The organism is Endozoicomonas sp. OPT23 (assembly GCF_009653635.1).
Classification (GTDB): domain Bacteria; phylum Pseudomonadota; class Gammaproteobacteria; order Pseudomonadales; family Endozoicomonadaceae; genus Endozoicomonas_A.
Genome location: NZ_PPFD01000007.1, coordinates 79,177 through 101,084, shown reverse-complemented (window position 1 = coordinate 101,084; position 21,908 = coordinate 79,177). Strand labels below are relative to the sequence as shown.

Genomic DNA, 21,908 nt, shown 5'->3' with positions numbered 1-21,908 from the left:
GCAGCCATGGACATTGAACAAACGTTTTGCATAAGCGCATCAAGCAGAAATGTTTTAACAAGCGCCATTGGTTTTTTCATGCCGTTTACTAGCTGAATTTGGAGTAGCTTAATCTTGTCACGTCTACCTGTAATTGTTGCTCAGGGCGGTATCAGCCCGGCAGGCCGAACCTCCGGATTCCATGGCTATCATCGTCTGGTGTTCGATCAGTTAAGCCAGCAGAAACAGAAAGAAACACTGGCAGCACTGGCCCAGATTCGAGGGCTGGATGCTTCTGCTTCGGCTAATGAAATTCTGGCTGGCAGTCTGGTACGAAAACTGGAAGGCAACCTGTTTGATAATAATGCACTGGATTATAATCACCCGCTGAAAGCCGGAGAAGGCTCCGAGCTGATCCTGCCTAAACGCAGGCTGCCATCTCCTATGCCTGCTGGCTGGGAGGTGGAAGAACTGGCTGATGGTAAACATATTCGTGTGACCTTCAGCGACACTCAGCCATTGATGCTGCCATCGACCCGTGCCGGTATTGTTAATGCGGCAGGACAGCTGCCTACCGGCTTTAAGCCGGATGAACTGTATCAATCCCGTCACCACCCAAGATCCCTTGCTATGACGGTTTTCGGTGCTTCTGATGCCATGCAGTCGTCCGGTCTGGACTGGCTGGGTCTGAAAGATCAGCTGGCACCGGAAGAAATTGCCGTTTACGCCGGCAGTGCCATGAGCCAGCTGGATTACAACGGCTATGGCGGCATGATGAAAGCACGCCTGATGGGTAAGCGGGTTACTTCCAAGCAATGTCCGTTGGGCTTTGCGGAAATGTCCGCTGACTTTATCAATGCTTACATTCTTGGTTCGCTGGGTAACACCGGTACCTCGATGGGAGCTTGCGCGACCCTGCTTTATAACCTGCAAATGGCCGTGAATGATATCCGCAGCGGCAAGCGTCGACTGGTTATTGTTGGTAACAGTGAAGCGCCTATCACACCGGAAATTATGGATGGCTACAGCACCATGGGTGCTCTGGCTACAGATGATGCTCTGCGAAAGCTGGAAGGGTTGGCTACCGGTGAAAATCCGGAGTGGCGTCGTGCCTGTCGTCCTTTTGCGGATAATGCTGGCTTCACCATTGCCGAATCTTCCCAGTACTTTGTCTTGATGGATGATGAGCTGGCGATGGCCAGTGGTGCCTCTATCCTCGGCTCTGTGGCTGATGTGTTCGTCAATGCGGATGGTTATAAGAAGTCTATTTCTGCGCCGGGTGCTGGTAATTACCTGACCGTAGCCAGAGCAGCTGCTCTGGGTCGAGCCATTCTGGGTGAAGAATCACTGCGTCAGCGCAGCTTTGTTCAGGCTCACGGTACCGGTACGCCACAGAATCGGGTTACTGAGTCCCATATCCTGAATGAGACCGCCAAAGTCTTTGGTATGGACAGCTGGTCCATAGCTGCCGTGAAAAGCTATGTCGGTCACTCCATTGGTGTGGCGGCGGGTGATCAGCTGATGTCGACACTGGGTGTCTGGCACAGCGGCCTGATTCCGGGTATTCGTACCATTGATGGTATTGCTGATGATGTTCATCACAGTCACCTGAATATCCTGCAGCAGCATCAGGAAGTAACCGGTGCCATGGATATGTCGCTGATCAATGCCAAAGGCTTTGGCGGTAATAACGCGACAGCTCTGGTGATGAGTCCGGATGTGACCGAGAAACTGCTGTCAGCCAAGCACGGTAAGCAGGCTATGACCGGCTGGAAGCAGCAGGCTGAGCAGGTTGAAGCCAGGCAACAGGCTCATGAGCAACTTCAGGTCAGTGGTGATGCTTCTCCTATCTATCAGTTTGGTGAAGGTGTTCTGAACGAAGAGCATCTGGAATTTACCGATAAGGCTTTGAAAGTACCCGGATTCGGCAAGGCTGTTAATCTGGATGCAAGCAATCCTTTCTGGGAAATAGATTAAATATCAATAGCTTGACGGGCTGATCTTATTCAGCCTGTCAGGTTCCCCTTTTTGTTAGCACGCCTGACAGCCCTGTTATGCAGTTTCCTCGCTCCCCTCAGTAAACTCCCTGTAAATCAAATAAAACGATAAAGACAAGGAGTGTCACATGAACGGGATTAAACCATCATTCAATGCCTACATCCCTCCGGTTCACTACAAATCAGGTGATCTGAGTGTTCCTGAAACCGGGATGAGTAACTTTCGACATGTTTATCAACTGTCTCCGGCGGAAGTCCGCTCCCAGTTTAAATTCAGTAAAATGAACAAACTGGGTAAAGCGATCAAGAGTTTTGGTACTGGCTTTAAGAGTGGTGCCAAAAAAGGGTTGGTCGGTGGCGCAGCCGTTGGTGCTGCGTTTGCAACGGTGGCTGCAGTCATCGGTGCCTTGAGTTTTCCGCCATCGGCACTGGCCATTGGTGTGTCAATTGGTCTCGGTGCGCTGAAGTTTGGTATTGCGGGAGCAGTCATTCTTGGGCTTGGTAATGGTGTTCGCAAATTTGTGTCGACAGCGTTCCATCAATTCAGGGCCTCTCCTGAAAAGCTGATGGCTGAAGAAGCAGCCAAAGGGCGCAAGATAGTTGATACTCTGGTCAAGAAGGCTATGAGTGGTAAGCAGCTGACCAAGAAAGAAACTCAGAACCTTGAATATTATCAGCTCTGGGTACCCGCCTGGCAGAAGTCGTCTAATTTCTTAACGGACTATCCGAAGTGTAATGACGTTGAACAGGGCCAACCATCTTATGACCAAACCACGCCGCTTTGTGACTTACCGGGCGATATTGAAGCCGAAACAGCTGCAATAAAAGCTCAGGAAGCTAAAACCGGGCAACCTGTTGAGCCCGAAGTCGAAAAGCCTGGTGAAGAGGAAGAAATGGTAACTGCAACGATGGTTATTAATGAGAATGAAGATTGATAGAGAGTCGGACAATCAAAAAGGGATCCAGCAGGATCCCTTTTCAGTTTATAGCTTACGCCGAGGCACTACTCGAATAAGTCCTACTCGAATAGCAAGGTTCTGGTTTTATAGCTGTTATCAGGGTTTCTGAAAACCGGTATGCCATCGAAGGTTTCAACAACCGCTACCGTTAGATGATTTGCTCCAAATTCAGCCAGTAACAAAGTACTGTACTCTGACGCGCCACTTCTGAAAATTGGTATGGATTGACTGCCGTTATTGACGGAGCCAACAAAACCGTTCTGCTCATGCAAATGACCTGAAAATATGGCGACTACATTTCTTTCGGAAATAGCGGCTCGAAAAGCCAGGCTGTACAAGTCTGCGCCGGAGTCGTGCATATTTAATACGATCCGCTGACCGGCGTTGTGTGCGATTTCGAGATCAGACCTCAGCCATTCGTAGGAGTCACTGACATTGACGTCGGAGTAGGTGTATCCGGGGTAATTATGCAACTGAACAAAGTGATAGTTGCCAATATCCCATGAGTAGGCAAGGCTGCTTTCGTTAAAACCGGTAATGCTTTGATCAGGGAAATTAGGAGCCAGATCACAACTCACCAGTTTCTTAATATAATGGGCAGCATTTCTTGCACAACCATTGGCCTTATAGGGTAGATATTCGGCATTTCTCTGCCACCAACAGTCATTTTTATTATTGGCGTAATCGTGGTTTCCCAGTCCGGGGTAGAAATCCAGCTTAAGATTGTGAGGGTTCAGTGGGTCGGCGTCATTCCGGTGATAGAACGACATATATTTTTCTACCTGCCAGGAATGCCAGAAAGCGGTGAGGTCGCCATTAACCACCACGCCCTGTGGGTCCGGTATAGGCTGGTCTCTTCGACTGGCGGGAATGTTACTGGTATCGGGCCAGGTTCCGGTAATTGTCTCGTTACGTTCACTAAAGCGAATATTAACCATATTGTTCATAGATTGAATCTGATCGGCAATCAAACCTGCACTTTTCTCTTTAACGCACTCTTCACTACTGCAGGCCGAGTCGTGTGCACCACGCCACCAGGGGTATTGCGGATCAGATGAAAAAATCAGAGTAAAGGGAGAGCTGTTATCGCCCGGAGTAATGGGTTTTCTGATATTAGAGCTAGAACAGGTACTGGGTAGAGCCGTTTTTCGGGTCTGCAATGCCGGCACTTTGGTGTCCAGTCCGAGAAAACCACCGGAGCAGGCAAGGCTATCCCAACTGTAGCCTTTAGGGCAGGCACCACGACAGGTTGGGCCATTATCAAAGAAACCTTCCGGGCAGGGTTGATAGCAGACCTGATCCTGATAAATCATGCCACTGGGGCAGGTAGTGATCACCTCGGCTTTGACAGGTGCGGACAGAGATAGGGCTGTGCCTGACAGGATAAGAAGCAGACTGACAATGATTGTATTCATGAGCCGTTCCTGGCATTGATTCCTTTTAGCTGCTTCGGCGTTATAGGCCACAGTTTTAATAACTGGGCTCTTAGCCTGCTTTATTCATGTCATTGTTTATAAGAGCAGTACCTATAAAGACACTGTGTATAGAGAGAATGTTTATAGAGAGAAAGTAAGCAAGAGTAGGCTCTATTGATTTTTTCAGGCTAACTGGTCATTCTGAATCGCATTGCTTTTTTACTGTGAATATTGATTCACGCATGGCTGATTATGAGAGGTTTACTATGGACAGGGTGTTGAGTAAAGGCAGTCAGCAAGCCTTGATAGCGGTAGTAGTACTGTCGGGCAGTATGGCGCAGGCTTCGTCTACCGGTTTGGTTAATCTGAAGGAAGCTCAGAGCAGTCAGCTATCTATCTATAGCAACAGAGCCTTGGTCAATCAGGTCTTTGAAAATTCGCTGAACGACAAAGGACAGGTCACTCTAACGGGCATCAGTAAACTCTGGCAACAGAACAGTATTGAGATGGAACTCAATATGGCTGGTAAATGGCAGTCGCCTGACAGCCTTACCTGGAAACAGGGTGGACTCGAGCGAGAACGCCTATACCATAGTTTGGTAGGTAAGCAGGTTGAACTGATCGGCGGCGGTTTGAATGTCTCGGTACAGGGAACTCTGATTTCTTACGACGGAGGACTTGGTCTGGTACAGGGCACCAATGGCAGACAGTATCTGATTGACTGGAGTGATCCTCAGGGCATCAGGCTGGCAGCACGAGAAGAGTCCTATCTGGCAGGCGATTTTCAGCCCAGCCTTAGCGCCAGTTTTAACGAAGCGTCAAAAGCAGATTCGCTGAGACTTTCCTATATCACATCCGGTCTCAGATACAGTAACCAGTATCGTATGACGATTAACAGCAATAAATCAGCAAGAATGGAACTGACTTCACTGCTGTTTAATGACAGTGCCATTGATTACAGTAATTCCAGTATCTATCTGGTGTCGGGTGATACCGGACAGTCATCGTTTAACAACCGGTTCGCAGGCGAAGTGATGGCGATGAAGAGCAGCGCCGATGTTATGCCTGAACGTAAGGGGGAAATGCTGGTAACTGCAATGCCGTCGGGAACGACCCTGAAACCTCACTCTATGGAGCAGGTTTCTCTCTATAAAAATGATCAGCTGAAGGTAGAGAAAATCTATCAACACAGTTTCTATGGTCGTTCATACCGGGGGGGGCAGGAGCAGAAAGAAAAACCTTCGCTCAGCTATCGTTTCACCGCTGAAAGGGATTTCCCGGAAGGCAGTGTCAGAATTTATAACAAAGCTGATTCCGGAGCTCTGTTGATTACCGGTGAAAGCTATCTTCCCCGTACTATTAAAGGTGACCCGGTAGTTATTCCGGTAGGACAGGCATTGGCTGTTCGTTTAACAAAGAAGCTGCTGAGTCAGAAACAAGGCTACGGAAAGATGACCAGCGACTGGCAGATTACGGTTGAGAACGACAATAAGGAAGCGGTCAAACTATTGCTGGTGGACGGAGACTATTCGCTGAGTGACATCAGTGACATCGAAGGTGCTGTGAAGGAGAGTCATAACACTTTGCTGGTAACGATTCCTGCAGGATCTTCGAAAACGGTTAGTTTTGAGACAAGTTACTCCAAGTAAATAATAAAGAGCAGCCGGATATAAGTTCCGGCTCCTTGATATAGCAGTTTACTGTTCTTTGCAGGAATGCTGGTAAATATAAGAGTTGTCGGAGAGTGCCTGGCGATAATCACCTGCTCCCCATGGTGGGGTTCCTGTTCTCTGTTCTGGAGCTATGTCTTTATATTGAGTCATCTCTTTAATACTTGGAAGATCTTTTGATGTTGTAGCCGACGTTTTATTTTCTGCATGAATAGTTAAATCCAGAGTGTAAGGCATGACCTGTTTTTTGATGTCTGTGTAACGAGCGACATCAACAGTGGCAGTTATTTTAAGTTCATTTTCCGACACCTGCATCGCTTCGCTGCTGGTCTTCAGCTCATCAATGTAGACTCGGTAAGAGCAGTGAGGGTTAAATGCTTCAGCACTGTTTATATCAATTTCTACACCTTCATGAGCCAGAGCCAGGCAACTGAACATGAGTATTGCTGGTAATATACGGTTTACTTGCTTCATGGTTACACCTGCTTTCTTTTGTTAGGTGAAAAGATAGACTGCTATTCTCGACTTAGGTTCCGATAAATATGGCTAGATTTAACTCCATCGTGATACTCACTGGGGCTGGTATCTCGGCGGAATCCGGTATTCAGACTTTTCGAGCCAGCGATGGCCTCTGGGAGAATCACCCGGTTGAAGAAGTGGCTACTCCGGAAGGCTATTCAAGAAACCCCAGGCTTGTGCAGTCTTTCTACAATGCCCGCCGTAAGCAACTGCCGGAAGTGACCTTCAATTCAGCCCATAAAGCACTGGCTGATTTTGAAGAAAGTTTCGAGGGTGACTTTTTGTTGATTACCCAAAATGTTGATGATCTGCATGAAAGAGCAGGCAGCAACAACCTTATTCATATGCACGGTGAGTTGTTGAAAGCACGCTGTCAGGATTCGGAACAGGTGTTTCAATGGCAGGAGGATCTGTCGGTCGAAACACCATGCCCTTGCTGCGGTATTGAGGGTAATCTAAGACCCCATATTGTCTGGTTCGGTGAAATGCCTCTGGAAATGGACAGAATTTATGATGCCCTTGCTGAATGTGACCTGTTTATAGCCATAGGGACGTCCGGTAATGTCTATCCGGCCGCCGGATTCTTCGGTGAGGCCAGTGCTGCTAGTGCTCATACCGTTGAGATCAACCTTGACCCGGGCAGTAATGCTTCCCGTTTTGATCAAGTTATTAATGGCTCGGCAACAACCTGTGTTCCTGCCTTTCTGAACTCACTGAAGAGATAGTTGTCTACCTGAGACTGCTAACTCTCAGGGTTTTGCTTTGTCGAAAGAACGCATGGATCCTTTCAGTGCCCGTGAAAGCTACGGCACTAACCCGGTGGCGAAACAGGATCAGCAGGCTGGTGCAAAAGACAGCCTTCTGATCATGGTGAACTACCTGATTAATCCCGGAACGATTCTGACCTCAGCGATGGCCGTCGCTGATGGACTGTCCGTCTATGAAGTAATACTGGTACAAGGCTCAGGTGTCATGCTGAGCATGGTATTGTTTCTACTGCTGGGACGTATTGGTGTCGACTATGGCATTACTGGGCAGATGGCCTGTAGGGTCAGCCTCGGGTACAGGGGAGGGCGTTATTTAACTTCACCGCTCAGAGTCATATGTTCTATCTACTGGTTTGCGTTTCAGACAGTTGCTGGTGGGCTGGCCATTCAGGCGGTACTTGACTGGTTTGGCTTCAGTGTCGATCTTATTCCTGTTTCATTGTTATTCGCCTGCTTGCAGGTGCTGGTGGCTGTATTGGGTTATAGCTGGCTCAGGAACGTCTTTGCCTGGGCTTTTCCCATCAAAATTTTCTGCATTGTTTATCTGCTCTGTTCACTGATGCAAACATCCGGATGGCGGCTGCCAGAACCTGAGTTTCAGTTTGATGCTCACTGGCTGCTGTTAATCAGCTGGTTCAATGGCGTTTTCGTCAGCATGCTGACGATGATGACCGATGCCGCTGATTTTACCCGCTATCAATATTCACTGAAAAGACTCTGGTCAGGGGCGCTTGCAGGCTCTGCATTGGGAGTAGGTGTGGGGGCATTCACAGGTGCTTACGCTATTTATATAACAGGCGGCTCGGTAAACGAGTTGTTTCAGAATATTCTGTCTATGCTGGCCAGCCCTATAGCGGCTGCAGCCTTATTGCTCCTGATTGTTTTTGACAACTGGACCATCAATATCATTAATCTTTATAGCGGTGGTTTGTCGTTTAATCATGTAATGGAGCAGTGGTCCAGAGCGCGGTGCACGTTGTTGATTAGTCTGGCTGCGATCCTACTTAGCTGCTTTCCTGCAGTCGTAAACAATTATCTTGATAATGTGACTCGACTGGCATGGCTGTTTCCAGCCATTACCGGTGTGATGCTGGCCGACCTGGTCAGCAGATGCTGGCAGGTGGATGTAGAAGAACTGTATGAACCCAATGGTGTATACAGCTACAACAAGGGTTTTCGTGCCCGTGCATTGATTATAATTTTTGTCTCAGGTATTTCTTACAGTTTGATGCCGGCTGACTGGCCAACACCGTTGATAATGGTGTTCGGCTCATTTCTATTAATGATATTATCCAATCATATATAGTATGTTTTCAAACCGTTAAACTAGTCTTTCCCAATTCGCAGATTTTCTAAAAACAAGATAATGCGGGCTCCAAAGCAAGCTTTGGAGCCACAGTTAATCGCTGCGCTCGTGAAAAATGAGGATTATCGATTCGACGTCAGGGTTTTCATCGCCTGTTCCAGACCTTTCACGGTCAGAGGAAACATTCTGTCTTCGATCTGTTCCAGAACAATCTCGGTGGACTGGGTATAGTGCCAGCTGTTCTGTTCAACAGGGTTTAGCCAGACACACTGATCAAAGTGCTCGAGCAGCCGTTGCATCCAGACATGACCAGCTTCCTGATTCCAGTGCTCAACACTGCCTCCGGCAGAGGTGATTTCATAGGGGGACATGGCAGCATCACCGACAAAGATCACCTTATAGTCTTTGCCAAAACGATGAATAAGGTCCCAGGTCTGGGTCAGTTCACTGTGACGACGATAGTTGTTTTGCCAGAGATGCTCATAGACATAGTTATGGAAGTAGAAGAACTCCATATGTTTGAACTCTGAACGAGCCGCCGAGAACAGTTCTTCACAGATACGAATATGCATATCCATGGAACCGCCGACGTCCATAAACAAAAGAACCTTTACCGAGTTACGTCGTTCCGGCACCAGCTTGATATCCAGCAAACCTTTGCTGGCGGTGGACTGAATGGTGTCGTCCAGATCAAGTTCTTCAGCTGCACCCTGACGGGCAAACTTGCGAAGACGTCTGAGTGCCATTTTCATGTTTCGTGAACCCAGACGTTCATCATCGTCCAGGTTCTGAAACTCTCTTTTATCCCAGACTTTGGCCGCACTGCGGTTACGGCCTTCTTTCTGACCAATGCGAACGCCCATGGGGTTTTCGCCATAAGCGCCGAAAGGAGAGGTACCGCCAGTGCCTATCCATTTATTACCGCCAGCGTGACGCTTTTTCTGTTCTTCCAACCGTTTCTTCAGAGTTTCCATCAACTCTTCAAGGTTGCCGAGGGCCTTCAGTTTCTCCCGCTCTTCATCGGTCAGCTGTTTAATAAACTCCGAGCGAAGCCATTCTTCAGGAATAGCAGCTTCCAGAAGGTCCTCGACGGAATCCATACCTTTGAAAAAGGCCTGACAGGCGCGGTCAAAGCGGTCGTAATGGCGCTCATCCTTGACCAGTACCGCTCTCGCTAGCTGATAAAAGGCTTCATTATCCGCAACCACCACATGCTGTTTCATAGCATTCAGCAGATCAAGATATTCTCTAGTGCTGGCAGGCACGCCAAAGGCTCTGACGGTGTCCAGAAAACTGGTCAGCATAACAGCCTCCGTTAACGTCGGGTCATAAAGGCAAGACGTTCCAGCAGCTGAATATCCTGCTCGTTTTTCACCATGGCACCGTAAAGAGGAGGGATGGCACTGCGGCTGTCGTTGCTTTGCAGAATGTCCGCTGGAATATCGTCGGAGTTCAGCAGCTTCAACCAGTCAATCAGTTCAGACGTTGATGGCTTTTTCTTAAGCCCGGGAATATCACGCAGCTCAAAGAACATCTGCATGGCTTCTGATACCAGTTCCTGTCGCAGGTTCGGATAGTGAACATCGACGATCTCTTTCATTGTTGTCGGGTCAGGGAAGCGGATGTAGTGGAAGAAGCAGCGACGCAGAAAAGCATCGGGCAGCTCTTTTTCATTGTTACTGGTGATGATAATAATCGGGCGGTGTTTTGCTTTTACCTGCTTCTGGGTTTCGTAAACATAGAACTCCATTTTATCGAGTTCCTGTAACAGGTCGTTGGGAAATTCGATATCAGCCTTATCGATTTCATCAATCAGCAGTACCACTTGCTCATCGGCTTCAAAGGCTTCCCAGAGTTTGCCTTTGACAATGTAATTGCCGATGTCATGAACCCGGTCATCACCCAGTTGTGAATCTCTCAGTCGCGATACTGCATCGTATTCGTAAAGTCCCTGCTGGGCTTTGGTTGTGGATTTTACGTTCCACTGCAGCAGTTTTTTGCCCAGTGATTCAGCCACCTGTTCGGCCAGCATGGTTTTCCCAGTTCCGGGTTCACCTTTTATCAGCAGTGGACGTTGCAGGGTAATAGCGGCATTTACGGCAGTTTTCAGCTCATCGGTGGCGATGTAGCTGCGGGTAGAGTCGAATTTCATGGTCAGTCTTTATTGTTGTTTTTGCTGTAGTGGCTTTTGCTCGTCGGAGCACTTTACCTCAGACAGCTGCTTTCTGGAATATGGCAAAACAGTCTATCTCATCCACTTGTTAACATTTTTAGTTTCTCGGCTTAGCAGCTTTGAACTTTCTGGTCTAGTTTTTCTCTCTACTATTGTATTCAGATTTATATAAGTGAATCACGACTCATATTAATTTTATGGGTCTGAGTTGTGAGAAATTAGTAACCATTTTAATAAGAAAAGTTTCAAGAGGGCATGGCTGTGAACAGACGTACCTATGATCAGTTATCCGAGCAACTGATTAGCCTGAACGACTGGCAGAGGCTCATAAATCATCATTTATCCAGAACTCTCAGAAGCACCGAGAGCATTACTGAGCTGAGTACGCTGTTAGAAAGGTACTATAGTTCTGATCTTAACCTTGTTCATGCCTATTCCATTGCCTTTGATTTCTATACCGGTTTGAAGGCTTTTAAGAATCAGTATCCCAGAACCAGCCAACGAATTGATCCAATTCTTTCCAGTCTGGAGTCAGGCCTTGCCGGGGTTTGGACTGATGTTCCTAATGAATTGGATATCGTTGTTCCAGACCATACGGACACGGCTCTCACGGCCATGGTTGAAGTTTGGAGAAAGCTTAATCCGGAAAAATCCCTGCGTATATGGAATAACCAGGAAGGCCGCCTTGCCATCGAATTAAGAAACGCTATCAAGAATAAAGTTGATACGGCTTCCAGTGCAGCGGCCAGTGAATTCGTTGAAGATTATATCGAAAGTTACAGTCATCGATTAATTCTCAATCAGAATCAGGCCTACCGAAAAATTCAGGGGTTGCAGGTTCAGGGACGTTCTTTTAACGATGCCGTTACCGATGTTCTGATTCAGGATTATGGCTATACCAGCAGTCAGCTTTCAACGCTTCTGACGGCACATCAGAACTCCCTGACTTCATGGATAGCCAGCTTGAATCTTGCTGGCGATACTGCCATCTCGGTTATGGATATTGAGCAGTTATGGACAGTTGAAACGACAGCACTTAAAAATCGTTATTATCAGGAGCTGGGTCTCAGGCAGAACGAAGAATCTGCAGCGGATCTGGTACGTACGCAATTGCTGGCAAGTCATAATGGCTGGCTGATTACCTCATGGCAGTTGCCTGGTGTTCGTACAGAACTGGTTGATCAGGTACTGACTGAGTTTGACCGGGTACTTGATCCGGACGGCTCTGGCAGTGGTTCTGCAGCCACTGACACAGAGATCAGTGGCTCTGGCAGCGAAACAGTCTATCAGAATGACGTGCAGCAACGACCTTTCTATTCCCGGTCGTTTATTGAGCTACTCATAACAGAGCTGGCGCTGACAGAAGCTCTTGGCAGCAGTCAGGTCATCGAGCTGCAGCAGCGCTATTTGCCGGTGGCTGTCGAAAGAAGCAGGCAGAGCCACCAGCTACTGATCGATACGGTTCAGAATCAATTTTCAAATTTATCCAGCTGGCGTGATGTTTTTGTTTCACTCAGTGGCTCAAAATCAATTCCGGGTATTCCTGCAACCAATTTTGTTGATGGCCAACTTGAACCAGGTGTGCTGGCTCGCAATCAGGCGTCCGGTTTCACTGATCTGGTCAAGACAGAAATCGAACGACGATATCGCTTTATAGATGATACCGGGATTAACAGGCTGTCATCACTTGAGTTGGTTGAGGCCCGGGAACCTTCGCTGGTCAATAGCTTATCGCAGCAACAAAGTGGATTATCCCAGCTGGCTCTGAGTCATTATCGTCTGGAAGGAATTGCTCCGGAGTCTTTGGCAACTCCCTGGCTGACCGGACCGGAAATGCTAAGTCAGCTACTGGTTGCCAATGATCTGGCTACACCATTGATCAGTCCGGACAATGAGATGAGGACGTCTTATCTCCGTGGTAGCGGAATGACCAATGGCCGCCTGCCGATTCAGAATCATGTTGTTTCTGACAGCATTGCTGAACAGTCAGCTGAAAAGATACAGCTGGTATCTCTGGACAGTGAACCGCCTAGTCGCGAGGTCAGTGATTTCTATCTGGCCTACTACGGTTCGCGCTGCGGACACGATGCAGTGACAATCGCCTCTGAATCAGGCTCGGAGTCGGGCTCAGGGAACGGCGAACTGCTCGGTTCTGGAGATAACAATCGCTATATCATAAGTCAGTTGATAACAGCAGATGCTTTCTCCACTGGTGTCAGTACTGACCTTGTTTTGATTGGCCAGTTTGACCAGTCACTGGACGGTGAGGTTTATTTTGCCGGACATAGTTACCAGAATTTATCGGCCCTTTTAGCTCAGGTACTCAATAGTCGTGACACCCTCAATGCCATTACACTGGTTGACCATAGTGGCCTGATCATAGAGGGAGAGGCGGTTGCTGATTTCTCCAATAGTTTTCTCCGCCTCTTACAGCAATCCGGTGGCACACAGAATCAGCTGACTGTGTCTACAACGCTTGCTGCCAGGGATGTTACTGGCCGGGTATGGACACGGTCTTTAAGTGCAGATTCTATTGGCAGTCACTGGAGTCAGTCAGCTGATCAGAACGATCACCAGTTTGAATTACGGGTTGACCAGAGTGGCGAAAATATCATTGTTCAATCCAGTGCTTCGGTAACCGAACGGTTTGAGCCACTGGATGTGTCTGAAAGCTATCACAGACGGTTTAGCCGACAGATTCTGGACAGTTATTTCCAGTCGCTGGAAGCAGCCGGTGTAGAAGTGGGTGATGATTACTTCGCTTATCGTACCGAGCAACTGGGACGCTTTCAGGTACGTCTGCAATTTGATGTTAACTTCGACCTCAGTGCTACCAGCAGTCTGCTGACACCTGAGACAGTCAGTCATGTCATTGCTGCCACCAGGGCTGCAATGACAAGGTTGAATAATACTGAACTGACAACGTACAGCAGTCAGCTGCCTGAAGACATCTCCATACTGGTGTCAGCATCTGAAGACTTCCAGCAAGATGTAACAATTACTGACAGGGGCGCAACGCTGTTGCTTAACCCTGTTCGGCCTGATGCGGGAAGTACCGCCAGCAGTCTTGCTGAAAGTCAGGCAAGAGCAAGTGGTGCAACGCCTGCAACGTATATCGAAACCAGTATTCTTAGCCTTGCCGGTCGATTACTGAATGCCCAGCTAAACCCTTCAGAATACTGGCAGGAACTTTATAGCCTCAGGTGGCAGTCGCATCTTGCAGAACTGACAGGTAACGAGTGCTCTGAAGCAACCGAATATGTTCATCCTGGCAGGCCAGGTGTGCTGCCAGAACAAGCTGTTTCACCAGGATCGATAGTCAACAAACTCGACTTTTTTGCGGATACGTTTGCAGCCAAAGCCGCAGGATTACCCGTCAGTATTGAAGCAAATCAGGCCTGGCAGCGAATAGCTGACGGCAGGGAGCAGCGTAGAAACAATCTTCTAAATCGAGTTGAAAATTATCCTGCAGTCTCGTTACGTGCGGCTCATTATACGGATCAGGGCTACTTTCAGTCGATATTGACTCGTCTGCAGCTGAGAAGCTTCAGGCATATCAGTGACATCACTACGGCTCAGGACACTTATCAGTTACCACCACAGGCGGATCAGTTTGAATCCATGGTGGTTCGAACACCGGGTGATCAGCCTGGCGAATACAATGTCCTGCAGGTAGTCACCACTGAAGACCGAACGGCTGTTTTTGATATCAACACCAGTGAGTTACTGGAATCTTTCTCGACCGACGATATACGACAACTGGATGTTAACAGGCTGCGCTGTAAGCGTGGTGGTGACTCCTGTTCATTAGGAGGAGCCAGTACTGCTCGCTCACCGGAATCTCTGGTGGGGGAGTTAACCTGGGGTGATGCGGCTATAAAGGCTTCGGGTATTCCTGAGGACGTCGCCCGTGCATGGAGTGTTACCGCTCAGCGTGAGAGAGCGGTTATCGCCATCCGGCCGGTTAACCAGGATGCCGCCGACCTGCTTGATCTCGGACTGGGTGATGGCATTGAGTTCGCCACTAAAGGGTTGGGTGTTAAAGGTAAATCTTCAGACTGGGGTCTTCAGTCAGGCCTGATTCCTTTTGATGCAGAACTTTCCAAGAAAGTGGGTAAACCTGTTGACGTTACTGCAGGTAATAACAATAACCGTGGCGCAGTAGATAAAGGCACGGCTCTGGCCGTTCAGATGGAAGTCAGCCTGGATGCTGTTCGGCGTCGTATTCAGCAACATAAGCTGAACGATAACCTTCACTTTGATGACAATGATAGCGCCTGGTACGTCACCGGTAGAAAAGCAGTTAATGGTGCTGATGTCGAATTCGAATATCGCCTGACCGCTTCGGATCGTCCATCACTGTTTAATGTTGAATACCGAAGCACAGAGTACAGTCGAACCCATACAGATTTTTCCGAGTATCGCCCACTCAGGGTTATGGCTGAGCAGGAAGCAGGCACCACAAAATACCTGACTGCAGATGCTGACCTTTTTGGTCTGTTCAAGAAAAGTATTGATGTTGCAATCAGGAGTCCGGCCGGTGCTGAAAAACTGCCACTGTCTTATACCCGCAGTACATCGAAACGACAGGGTGGAATCGATTTCCCCAGTTTTGCAGAGCTCAGATGGCGTGCCGCCATTGATAAGGTCATGGTGGGGCTGGGTCAGGCGCAAAGACGTAAGTTTGACCCTGAACTGGGTCGTACTATTGACTATCAAAAGACCATCAGTGACCGCCTGAATGCCGATGCACTTGCACTGGGCAGACCCAAGCTGGTGCAGCACGGCATTGAACAGGACAACCTTAACTATCCGGAACTGGACGACAAAATACTGTTCATTGACAGTGAAGGCCGGATTTTTCAGAGTCAGGATTTCCAGCAGGCGCTGGATGTCATCAAATATTATGATGTGGCAGAAGGGTTCCTGACTTATGTCAACCGAAGCTACAGCCATGAAGGTGAACAGGTTACACCTGATTTTGCTGCGGCACGTAAAAAACGCTTGCTGAACAACGCCGAGATAGTGGTAAAGCGCCGTTATGATCCGGAACGAGCCGTCGAGTTTGCCCGACAGAATACGGAAGCGACATTTAACTCGATACCTGCCAGACGCCCGACCCAGATAGTGTCACGGTCGCCTCTCACTACCCTCGATAATGGTCTGCATTACAGTGATTATGATATCCGGGGTCGCTACACCGTCGTAGATAACAGTGACTCCACCTTAAGGATTGTGGTTGTTCCTGAAAGTGAATATCGCTCAAGCACTCTGAAACGTGTGGAGATAGTCATTGATCTGGCTGATTACGATCAGGCGCTTGCAGCAGGTCATATTGGCAGAAATCAGCTTCAGGAAGACATCAGCCGGGTTACTGAGCTGTTCACGACTGACAACCGCTTTAACGATAATGTTGTTGGCTTTTTGGGACGAGCCTATGGGTCTGACGGTGCAAAACTAAGCACTGATGGCCTGCCCATTGAAATTCAGCTGAAACCGGACAGTGCCCTTCACACAAGTCAGGTGTCTGTTAAAACCGGAACTGATGACCAGCGTTTCATCCGTCTGGAGCTGGGCCTGCAGGATGTCACGCCGAAAGTCGACCTTGATGATGTTGATCAGCGTTCAGTGCTCCCGTCTGAAAGTGTGGAAAACGTCTTTGATTCGTTATACGGGGTTGCTCAGTTAAAGAGTCTGACCCAGAGTGATACGCCCGATGCGGTAGTGAATGCTGCAAGAGATATCTGGCCGACGGCAGAAACCATTATTCAGCTTGGCGATTCCATCGGACTTAATCAGTCTCTTAACCGAGCTGTAGTTCCGGGAAGTCAGGACGGTATTTATCGTCAGCTTATTGATGCCAGTGCCAGTGATCTTGGCTTAAGACCTGGCACGCAGAATGACTACTTATCTGCCTTGCAGTTCCTTGAGGTCCAGGGTGAAGGTTCGGTCAGAGCAGCATTAACGGATGCTTTTGATCACCTGCGCAATAATCCTGAGATCAGTGCAGAGAACTTCGTCAAAGGCATACTGGACTACCACAGTAATCTGGAAGGTTGGGATAATCAGAGTAACTTCCGGGCGGCTATTGGCGAAGAGAACCTGCGGCTGTTGTTGCAGGGTGACCTCAATGGCGTTGATGGTGAATTGCGTCAGGATCTGGCTGATCTGAACCAGCGTTATGAATCTGACCAGAGATCAGTCAGGGGTAATGACGGTGCCGCTGAAGTTATATTTGATAGCAATAATCAGGCTCACTTTGCACTGGATCCCTCCGAAGCAGGGGGCGCGCTTCCGGATACCGTTCGCATTGAAGTCGTAATTCAGGACGGTAATAACCGACAGACACTGGTCATTACACCGGAAGATATTTCTGCAACACCTTACCAGATTATTACCAGTGCCGATGATCCGACTCATCGTTATCTGGTGGTTCAGGACAGTTCCGGTGACAACCAGTTTGTAGTAAGACGAATCAACGCTCAGGATGATGTCTACACCCATCTGGGTGAGCTGGTTGGCAGCAATAGAGGGCTTGATGGCCTGATTCCTGACGTGCAAACCCAGCACCGTTTTGTAGAGCAGGATGATCGACTTTATGTTATTGAGTCTACTCGCAGGGACAACAGGGTAGTCACGCTTGAAGACGGTTTTACTCTGCGTCAGGACAATATCGATTTCTATGTTCGTGAAGTCCTTACTTACAATATGTTCGCAAGTGACGCAGAACTTGGCTCAGAGTTTCGGTTAAATCTTTCTGAAAGTGCGCGAATGGTTAATGTGCTTGAAGATGCTAATGGGCGCTTTTTCCAGGTTTATGATGACGCCGATGGCAACTTCTCGACAGTGGAACTGAACCCGGCGAAAGATACAAAACCACTGACTTTTGAGAGTACCGCCGAAAAAACAAGCTACCAGTTCGTTGTTGAGGGTGAGCGCCTTTATCATGTACAGGCCACGCTCGATGCAGAAGGGGGGCGGTATCGTGTTCAGGAAGTTACTACAGGTTCTGTTCATGGTGTGCTGGATCGGGTGTCTTCTGAACTTGGGCGTGTATCTGAGCTGACTTTATCAGACTCTGTTCGTCTGGTTGAAGTGGTTACCCAGATAGGGCAACCAGCCAAGGAAGTATTAGGGGACGTTACAGGCTCAAAGTCCGGGCTGAGAGTTATCGGTGATGATGGTCTGCTCAGTCCTCAATCACAGAGTATTTCCCGGCAACAGAAACATGAATTTATCCGGCAGGGTGACCATACCTATTACAATCTGGGCCCTGTTCCAGGTCAATCTGATGCTTATCAAGTGCTGGAAGTTGATTCTGTAGAGCAGGGTGTGGATTCGGTCTACAGAAGCGATCAGCCGGAAAGTGGACAAAGGGTTTTAAGAGTAACGCCTGCTGCTAATGATTACGGGGTACTGGAAAATCCGGCCGACAACAGTCGGGTACCGGTGACGGATAACCCTTATGCGGTACTGACTGATGAAACGCCTGGTCAGCGTATACAGCAGGTTATTGAAAACACATCGAATGACTATGCGGTGCTGGATGTTCCGGATTCTGATACGGTTTCTGCCCAGCTGATGCCAAGAAGAAACTCGGAAGCATCGGACATCAGTCGCTCAGTAGTTGCCTTTGATAATCAGGACCCTGCTACCACCAGAAATACTGATTATGCTGTCACCTTTGATGCACCGGAAGCTGTCCGTGCAGAAAGAGCGGTCAGTCTGGCAGATTCCGTCACTGCTGCTGGTATTGACAGTGTGGTGTCTCTGGCGAGAACCACCGTAGAGACAGTTCGCCCTGCTGTCCCTGCCAGTGTTGCTGAATTTAAAGGCCTGCTGGTCACTCTGTCACCTGCTGAATATGGTGGCACCGGCGACGCAAGAGTTGCTGTGTATGTCAGTCCCGAGTATTACCAGGCCAATGGTGGTGAGTATGCCGCGGGCATAGATCTGGTTCGGAGCACATTAAGTTCTTTTGTTCCTGACTTATCGGTGCCTGAGCAGCAACGTACGACAGGAGCCAGCCAGGGCGGAGATTATCTCAGAGCTCTGCAGAACCCCGATATTGATGGCAGAATTCCCAGTATCGGAGACCTGATCAGCTCAGGTACCCTCACGTCTACAAGCTTGAGAACTGGCCAAACTGCCGACTTTGCCCCTGTTCCAGATACGGTTCGTCAGCTGATAGTCCTTGCTCCGGAAGCCAATGTATCCCGTCCGGTTGCTATTGGAACCGGCGCTTCTGCCAGCCCCAGCGTGTTAAATGTCGACCCGAGTCACTACAGCCGTTTAAACAATATAGATGCACTTTCCGAAGCATCTGTCCTTATGACTCAGCTTGCTGAAAGTGCTCACCAGATGTCACCGCCTCAGAGCGCAGACAGTCAGGTGTTTAATATTGAGAGCACAGAACAATCGATCAGGCAGCAGATCTCTCTTCCGCCGATTCTCAGTTCGGATACTCTTGGCAGTGTCGCTACAGATCCAACTCCGGGTCGAATTGGTTTTGAGCAGGAAATTCATCATCTCAGCCCGGAAGCACCATTACGGGAAATTCTGGCCAAAACACCAAATGCCAGTGTTAGAAGCTACCCTCTCTTGTCAATGACCGTTGATGGTGTCGAAGGACACCGCGTTATTGAGCTGATTTCTGCACCACTGACAACCGATGGTTACAACAATACTCGGGGTTATTTTGTTGCCAGAGAGATACTGGACACAGTGCTTGATGAGATATCCACCAGCAAAAAATCGACAGTGCGAGAGGTGGTTGATACTTACAATTCCCGTCTTGAACGAAAGGTAGGAGTAGAGGCCGCCAATACATTCAAGCTGGACGTCGCAGGTGATTATGGCGCTACACCAATCAACTATCTGCAGCGATCAGTTGACGTGTTTGGCGAAAGGAAAGCCGCTCAAACCAATATTTCTCTGGATTATGATGCTATTGGTAACCCGCTTTCAGGAATAGACTCACTGTTTGTGGACGGCGATGGTGTTCATGGAGACCTGTTCAGAAGTGCACAATTCAGTGCTTCTTCACTGTCCACGGATATATCAACGGATGCTTCGCCTGCAGTTCGGTCATTACTGACGGAGTTTTTGTTTAAATCGGTACTGGATGCAACCACACCGGATTTCAAGATATCCAAGCATGATGTGGTTAGTCAGCTCAGAGTCGGTACCGCCGATGGTATTGCCACAATTATCAGCAATACTGACGCCGCACAGCTGAAAGCGTATGTGGATAGTGTCGGCACCGAAAGGTTTACGACGCAGGTCCGGGACAGCCTTAATGATATCGGCCGTACTGTGTACGGTGACAATTATACCGAACACTTGAGTGTCGATGCTGATGCCCTGGCCGTCAGAGTATCGAACCAGTTTGGTGACCTGCTTGATTATCGAGTTAACCATGGTCGTACTGTAATTCCTAATACCGACGGAAACAGCTATTTCTCTCTACCCGGAGATCAGGAAACTCAGCGTAAAATTTTCGAACTTGATGTTATTAATGCACCGTCAAGAATTCCTGTTGTTGAAAACAACGGTCATTACTTTGTTGTTGCAGAAGTTCGTAAGGGACGGCATGTAATCAACCAGTTGCGGTCATCGTCTCCTAATGATCTGGGAGCAACCGGATCGATAAAGCTCTTCCAGAACCCTGAACTTCTGGGTACCGATTCCGACGTCAATAGAGCGTTTATGGATGCGCTCCTGAACGCTCACTCTGATGCTTATGACTCTCATAAACCATGGTTGAGTGAGCAAGCAGGCAAGGCCGTTAACAGTCTGAATGTAGAGCAGAGAACCAGCCTTGAAACGACGGTATCCCAGTACCAGAGTCATTTCTCTGAAGAAATTGGCATCAATCGACAGGCTATTGTTGATGCTCTTGAGCCTGTTTCACTGGTTCTGGTGAATAAGCGGCTGCAGGATATAGCCACAGAACTACAAAATAACCGCCAGCCGTCAGCCCAGGAAACACGACGTCTTAATCAATTACTGGAGTTGTTGCCAGCTGACACGGAACACCGCGTGATGTTGTCCGATGGTCGGCAGTTGACGGTAGAGCTTGATCAGACGCAGAGTAACCGCCGAACCCGACTGACAGGTACGGACAACTCAAGACTGGTCATAGGCGTCAGGGATGATCTGGACTTCAGGGACTCAGGCAGTGGCTATCGTCGTATAACTGATCAGGGCAGTAATCCAGGCTTCCGTCTGGAGATCGGCACCGAACAGATTCGTACAAGGTTGCCCGAAACAAACCTTATTGTTGATATCGACAGTTATCTGAGAGCCCAGAATACCGGTTCCCAGCGTACCAATGCGGTTCAGTCGGACATCAATTTCTTTGGTGAACTCTCGAACAGGGGAAGCATTGGCGGTAAGAGCCGACAATTCAACCTTCAGCTTGAGCAACTGGGTTTGGAAGCGTCCGCTCAACCGAACCGGGTTATTGATATTGTTATTGATGCTGAGCTGAACCTGAACCAGAGCCGGCTTGATTTTCCGGATGCCAGCGACGGTAAACTGCTCGTTAGAGTGGGCACTAAAGATTTAGCCAGTACCGCTGTTGAGATCAGCAGCCAGAGGATATCAGAACTTTACGGTGCAGCTTTCGTCAGCTCTTTTGATCAGGACAGTGGTGCTATTGCACGAGGGTTAGCGCAAAGCACATTCCGGGTGGGTGATACCGAGTTGCGTCTGGGACAGCATATTGGCTTTGATGAAAGCTTCAATATGGTCAGGCTGCCTGACAATACGGATACACTTTATCACTCTCTGGCCAGTTCCGGTCGTCACAACATTCAGATTGTCGAAGGCAACAGTCAGTCCGACTTTATTACAGCGCTTAAATCACTGCATGAAGCTGGCGGTGATACCCTGAATCAGGCTGTATCCAGAGCCAATAACTGGCTCAGCGCTCATCCCGATGATGCGGCTGGCTCGACCTTTACTCAGGCTTTGCTTAAGGCTACAAAAGATCTGCCTGCAGGCAACACACGACAGGCTTTCCGTTCAGAACTGCCAAGAGATGTCATTCAGGATTTACGCAACCGTGTTGATGTCAGTGATACACAGTTGATACTGGAGCTGGACCGTCTGGGCGCACA

At 48.6% G+C, this 21,908-nt stretch carries 10 protein-coding genes (1 of these 10 running past the window's edge); 6 read left to right on the top strand and 4 right to left on the bottom strand.

All coding sequences use genetic code 11. The features are described 5' to 3' along the window. Window positions 1-114: 114 nt before the first annotated feature. Both EOPP23_RS17380 and EOPP23_RS17375 read left to right on the top strand, forming a co-directional pair. A complete protein-coding gene (locus EOPP23_RS17380; RefSeq protein WP_153767277.1) occupies window positions 115-1,956 on the top strand; it encodes a beta-ketoacyl synthase in 1,842 nt (613 codons plus the stop codon). A 148-nt stretch (window positions 1,957-2,104) separates the two neighbouring features. Continuing rightward, the gene (locus EOPP23_RS17375) at window positions 2,105-2,911 is read left to right on the top strand and encodes a hypothetical protein (protein WP_153767276.1); all 807 of its coding nucleotides are present in this window, start codon (window positions 2,105-2,107) and stop codon (window positions 2,909-2,911) included. 83 nt (window positions 2,912-2,994) lie between these two features. Here the strand turns inward: EOPP23_RS17375 and EOPP23_RS17370 are convergent, their stop codons facing one another. Further along, on the bottom strand, window positions 2,995-4,350 hold the full coding sequence (locus tag EOPP23_RS17370; protein ID WP_153767275.1) for a metallophosphoesterase: 1,356 nt from the start codon (window positions 4,348-4,350) through the stop codon (window positions 2,995-2,997). 266 nt (window positions 4,351-4,616) lie between these two features. Here EOPP23_RS17370 and EOPP23_RS17365 point away from each other — a divergent pair, with 266 nt between their 5' ends. Then, window positions 4,617-5,999 (top strand): hypothetical protein, encoded by a 1,383-nt coding sequence (locus EOPP23_RS17365; RefSeq protein ID WP_153767274.1) that lies wholly within the window; start codon window positions 4,617-4,619, stop codon window positions 5,997-5,999. A 48-nt stretch (window positions 6,000-6,047) separates the two neighbouring features. Here the strand turns inward: EOPP23_RS17365 and EOPP23_RS17360 are convergent, their stop codons facing one another. After that, a complete protein-coding gene (locus EOPP23_RS17360; RefSeq protein WP_153767273.1) occupies window positions 6,048-6,494 on the bottom strand; it encodes a hypothetical protein in 447 nt (148 codons plus the stop codon). A gap of 68 nt (window positions 6,495-6,562) precedes the next feature. Between EOPP23_RS17360 and cobB the strand changes: the two genes are divergently transcribed. Then, the gene (gene cobB / locus EOPP23_RS17355; protein ID WP_153767272.1) at window positions 6,563-7,264 is read left to right on the top strand and encodes a Sir2 family NAD+-dependent deacetylase; all 702 of its coding nucleotides are present in this window, start codon (window positions 6,563-6,565) and stop codon (window positions 7,262-7,264) included. Between the two features lie 37 nt (window positions 7,265-7,301). Further along, window positions 7,302-8,612 carry a cytosine permease gene (locus EOPP23_RS17350; protein WP_153767271.1) on the top strand — a complete coding sequence of 437 codons (1,311 nt, stop codon included), beginning with the start codon at window positions 7,302-7,304 and terminating at the stop codon, window positions 8,610-8,612. A gap of 122 nt (window positions 8,613-8,734) precedes the next feature. Here the strand turns inward: EOPP23_RS17350 and EOPP23_RS17345 are convergent, their stop codons facing one another. Further along, window positions 8,735-9,916: a VWA domain-containing protein gene (locus tag EOPP23_RS17345; RefSeq protein WP_153767270.1), complete on the bottom strand. Its 1,182-nt coding sequence runs from the start codon at window positions 9,914-9,916 to the stop codon at window positions 8,735-8,737. A gap of 11 nt (window positions 9,917-9,927) precedes the next feature. After that, the gene (locus tag EOPP23_RS17340) at window positions 9,928-10,764 is read right to left on the bottom strand and encodes a MoxR family ATPase (RefSeq protein WP_153767269.1); all 837 of its coding nucleotides are present in this window, start codon (window positions 10,762-10,764) and stop codon (window positions 9,928-9,930) included. A 282-nt stretch (window positions 10,765-11,046) separates the two neighbouring features. Here EOPP23_RS17340 and EOPP23_RS17335 point away from each other — a divergent pair, with 282 nt between their 5' ends. Further along, on the top strand, window positions 11,047-21,908 hold the 5' portion of the coding sequence (locus EOPP23_RS17335; protein WP_194842661.1) for a LamG-like jellyroll fold domain-containing protein. The gene runs 14,917 nt beyond the window's last position; only the first 10,862 of its 25,779 coding nucleotides appear in the window; the start codon lies at window positions 11,047-11,049; the stop codon falls past the right edge of the window.